Origin of the sequence: Spirosoma sp. (assembly GCF_048594605.1) — a bacterium.
GTDB lineage: Bacteria > Bacteroidota > Bacteroidia > Cytophagales > Spirosomataceae > Spirosoma.
Window position 1 is genome coordinate 1 of sequence record NZ_JBMDWV010000244.1, and the last position, 4,487, is coordinate 4,487.

Sequence of the window (4,487 nt, forward strand, 5' to 3'; positions counted from 1 at the left end):
CGCCTATAATTACTACGCTCCCGATCTGTATGATCCGCGCTGTGGCGTAATTCAGGCAGTGGCTTCGTCGGGAAAACCTATCATTACGTTGGTCAATTACGCCATTCATCCTGAAGTAATTGGTTCAGAACGCGGGATTCTTAGTCCGGACTTGTGCGGACCGCTGTGTCAACGCATTGAACGTCAGGCGGGTGGTATAGCAATGTTCATGAATAGCGCTCAGGGCGGCATGGTCACGGCCGACAACCGACGGGCCAACGGCAAAGAAAATAATACGTGGGAGGAATGCATCCGAATCGGGGAACTCCTGGCCGACGAAGCCCTACGTATCGTAGGCACGGCCGAATCCCAAACCAACCCATCACTTTTCTGTTCAGCCCGAAACGTTACGTTTCCCATTGAGTCGGACATAATGAAATACATCGTCAAAAAATCACCACTAAAGTATGAGCTAACTGCTGGTGATAAGGTGGTAGCGCAGGTTAACCTGCTCAATATTGGTACGACGCAGATTCTAACTACTCCGGGCGAAGCCCTGCCCAACGTGGGGTACTACATGAAACGACACATGCGCACGAACGTACCGATGCTATTCGGTTTGACCAATGACGCGTTTGGGTACATGCTGACGAAAGTAGATTTCAACAGCTTTGCCCGTTACGAATACATCAGCCGAACCAGCCTGGGTGAGCATACAGCCGAAATTTATATGGACGAAGCCTTGAAATTAATTGCTGATTCGCCAAAAGCGGATGCATATAATAGGAAGTAATAAACTTTGTCCTCCTGACGTAGGGAGGACAAAAAAGAAAAGCCACGTATTGAATTTAACACGTACGATTCCATGAAAAAATACTTCTTCAAAACGTTTATTCTTACCGGACTTATCGGCGCTTTATTTGCCTTCTCATTGCCCGAACCTGCCGATGAAATTACTCCGTCGACTGCTTTGGAAAGCTATCTGCACAATGACGATAAAACGTTCAAGTGGGAAGTGAAAGACACCTACAATTACGGCGACATTACGGCTTATGAAGTTCTTCTCACCTCTCAGAAATGGCGGGAACATACCTGGAAACACCAGCTTTCGGTGCTGGTACCGAACGAAGTTAAAACCGACGGAGCGCTGCTGTTCATTACGGGCGGTTCGGTAAAAGACGGCGAACCCAATTGGAACAAACGCGAAGATGCGTTCAACCAGGCCATCAGTACGTTAGCCAGCAAAAACAAATCCGTTGTGGCCGTACTCCGCCAAACTCCCAATCAGCCGCTTTATGACAACCTGAAAGAAGATGCGCTGATTTCCTATACGTTACATCAGTTTAAAAAAGACGGTGATTATACATGGCCATTGCTTTTTCCAATGGTGAAAAGCGCCGTTCGGGCGATGGATGCCGTACAGGAATTTGGTAAACAAACGCTCCATAAAGACATTAATCGGTTTGTCGTTTCGGGAGCTTCCAAACGGGGCTGGACAACCTGGCTGACCGGCGCCAGCGACAAGCGGGCTGTAGCCATTGCGCCGATGGTAATCGACATACTAAATATGCCCGTCAATCTGGATTATCAGATGAAGCTCTGGAACAAGTACAGTGTTGAAATTGACGACTACGTAAAGCTGGGCATTCCGCAAACAGTACACAGCAAGGAAGGTAGCGCGATTACGGAAATGATAGACCCATACTCGTACCGGAAAAAGCTGACTATGCCCAAAATGCTTTTCATGGGCACCAACGACCCCTACTGGACCGTCGATGCGGTGAAGCATTACATTGGCCAGATTCCGGGCGAAAATTACATTCACTACGTTCCCAATGTAGGACACGACCTTGGCGATAAGCGGCAGGCACTGGAAGCCCTGAATGCTTTTTTCGCCACTACGTTGACCAAACAGCCTTACCCGGCCTGCCAATGGAACGTATCGACCACCAAAAAAGGCGTTGACCTGACAATAAAAGCCACTTCCGACAAGCTGGAAGACGTAACGATCTGGTCGGCCAATTCGACAGACCCAATTTTTCAGGATGAAAAGTGGGAAGGTAAAAGCTTGGGAATCAAGGATAAATCCAGCTTTTCCGTAAGCGACACGTACCCCAAATCAGGTTATCGGGCGTTCTATGTCGATCTGAAATATAAATCGCCGACGGGCGGTACGTACACAGAAAGCACGCGCATGTTCATGACCGATAACAACGAACTATTTTTGAATTGATGGAGCATTCTGATTACGTGCTAATTGAGAAAATACACACTAACTAAATCCTTTACCGAATAATAATATATCTACCTGTTGCCAGGGAGTTCGTTATAGTTTTAAGAACGTAACAGGATTCTTTTATTCATCCTTCCTAAATCTATAACAACAATGAACGAAGAACACATTATTCTCCGCACCCTTTCCGCAGTTACCCGCGATATATTCCGGGGAGGAGCTACGCCTAATGCTCTCCCGGCGGAAGCAGCGGGTGTCACGGTCGAAGTCGAAAGAATTGATCGACGGGATCTGCCGGAACTGACCCGTAGTTCCGACGTTGTAGCTGTAGCACCGACCATTCCGATGAAACTGGTCGAGCCTTTCAATGTTCAGGACGTATTGCAGCCAGCCGCTCCGTCAGTTGCGTGGGGTATAAAAGCGGTTGGCGCTGATACATCGCCATTTACAGGAAATGGTGTGGTCGTGGCTGTGCTCGACACGGGCATTGATGCAACGCATCCGGCTTTTGCGGGCGTTACGTTGGTTCAGCAGGATTTTACGGGCGAAGGTAACGGCGACCAGCATGGCCACGGTACACACTGCGCAGGTACCATTTTTGGCCGGGACGTCAACAATACACGTATCGGTGTTGCGAAAGGGGTTCAGAAAGCACTGATTGGTAAGGTTTTAGGTGCTAGTGGCGGCTCAAGCGCCAGTATTGTCAATGCTATTCAATGGGCCACTCAGAATGGGGCAAATGTCATTTCCATGTCGCTGGGAATTGATTTTCCAGGTCTGGTGAAACGATTACAGGATAGCGGTATGCCTCCTGAGTTGGCCACGTCGCGCGCGCTGGAAGGCTATCGGGCCAACGTGCAACTCTTCGAAAAAATGGCTCAGTTCATTCGTGCAGGTAGCCCATTCTTCCAAACTACGTTACTGATAGCTGCGGCCGGCAATGAAAGTCGACGCGACCAAAATCCGGACTTTGAAATCGCAGTGAGTCCACCCGCCGTTTCGGACGGCTTTGTTTCCGTAGCGGCTCTGGGGCAAAATGCTGCTACCTTTTCAATTGCCTCTTTCTCCAATACGGGGGCTATCATTGCCGGGCCGGGTGTCAATATCCAGTCGGCTAAACGAGGTGGGGGTCTGGTGAGTATGAGTGGTACCAGTATGGCTACTCCTCACGTAGCGGGTGTAGCGGCCTTGTGGGCCGAAAAATTACGGGGTATGGGTGCGCTAACGACCAATGGCCTAACTGCCCGTCTGGTTGCTTCCGGCGTTACAACAGGTATGATAAATGGTTTTGATCCGTTCGATGTAGGAACCGGTATGGCTCAGGCGCCACAATTCTAAATTAAAGTGAGTCCGGTCGTTACCTGCCATTTTTGCATATCGAATGACATTATGCGCTAAATGACAGGTAGCGGCCAGCACTCACTACTAGCTAACAGCCATTACGTAGCTGGCTGATTGCTCCAGCAGTTCAGCAATATATTTTTCGCACAGCTGGTTCGTATTGTATTGCCGAAACTCGGCCCCTAACTGCTCTGCGTTACGTTTATATTGCTTGTCATTTAGTATGCGCCCGACGCTCTGACGAATCTGAGTAGCCGTGGGGTTTTCTGTTTTTAAGCTTATACCGACCTTAAAGTACCCAATGCGAGCGGCAATCTCGTTTTTCCCTTCGTGTACGCCAGCAGCTACAATCGGCAATCCGTTCTGTAAGGCCAGCATAACGCCCCCATAGCCCGCATTCGTTACGTATACATGCGCATAAGGCATTACCCGATTAAAATCGATAAAGTCTTCAATGACAAGGTTAGCCTGTGGATAACGAGCCTGTAATGCCTGGGTTTGTGAACCACCGGTCGTTGCAATAACCAACGTCTGATCATCGTCTTTAAAGGCTTCGAGGGTAGGCACGATAATTTTTTCGGGATTACGCTCTACCGTTCCCTGTGTCACCAGTACGACATGCTTGTATTGGCGCGTCAGTTTTATCTGCCGAAAAGGATGCTGAACACCCTGACTATACGGCAACATAGGCCCCACAAAACGAATAGTAGGACTTAAATCGGGGCGGTTAAATTCAAAGCCAGGTGTACCACTTTGCAGGACCAAATCAGGTTCCTGGAAAAACGTATCGAAAACGAACTTTTTCGTTGTAGGAAGTCCATAACTGCTTAGAATGGTGTTGTATGTATCTGTGCAAGGCTTGAGCAGATGATTGGCAACCAGATAGCGAAGGCAATCCTGTTTAAGCTTACCCAGGAACGTATCGGATGGTTCC

3 protein-coding genes and 1 pseudogene are annotated in these 4,487 nt (G+C 48.7%); 3 read left to right on the forward strand and 1 reads right to left on the reverse strand.

Annotated elements, in window-relative coordinates; all coding sequences use genetic code 11:
• From ACOJS8_RS15215 to ACOJS8_RS15225, 3 genes and pseudogenes are all read left to right on the forward strand, one after another.
• Positions 1 to 772: pseudogene (locus ACOJS8_RS15215) on the forward strand (hypothetical protein); the annotation flags it as partial.
• 72 nt (positions 773 to 844) lie between these two features.
• Entirely contained in the window at positions 845 to 2,212 is a 1,368-nt protein-coding gene (locus tag ACOJS8_RS15220; protein WP_420149396.1) for a PhoPQ-activated pathogenicity-related family protein, read from the forward strand.
• 153 nt (positions 2,213 to 2,365) lie between these two features.
• Positions 2,366 to 3,550 carry a S8 family peptidase gene (locus ACOJS8_RS15225; RefSeq protein ID WP_420149397.1) on the forward strand — a complete coding sequence of 395 codons (1,185 nt, stop codon included), beginning with the start codon at positions 2,366 to 2,368 and terminating at the stop codon, positions 3,548 to 3,550.
• Positions 3,551 to 3,637: 87 nt separating this feature from the next.
• On the opposite strand, the gene ACOJS8_RS15230 is transcribed toward ACOJS8_RS15225, so the two are convergent.
• Positions 3,638 to 4,487: glycosyltransferase (locus tag ACOJS8_RS15230; RefSeq protein WP_420149398.1), on the reverse strand; the 850-nt coding region annotated here is incomplete at its 5' end.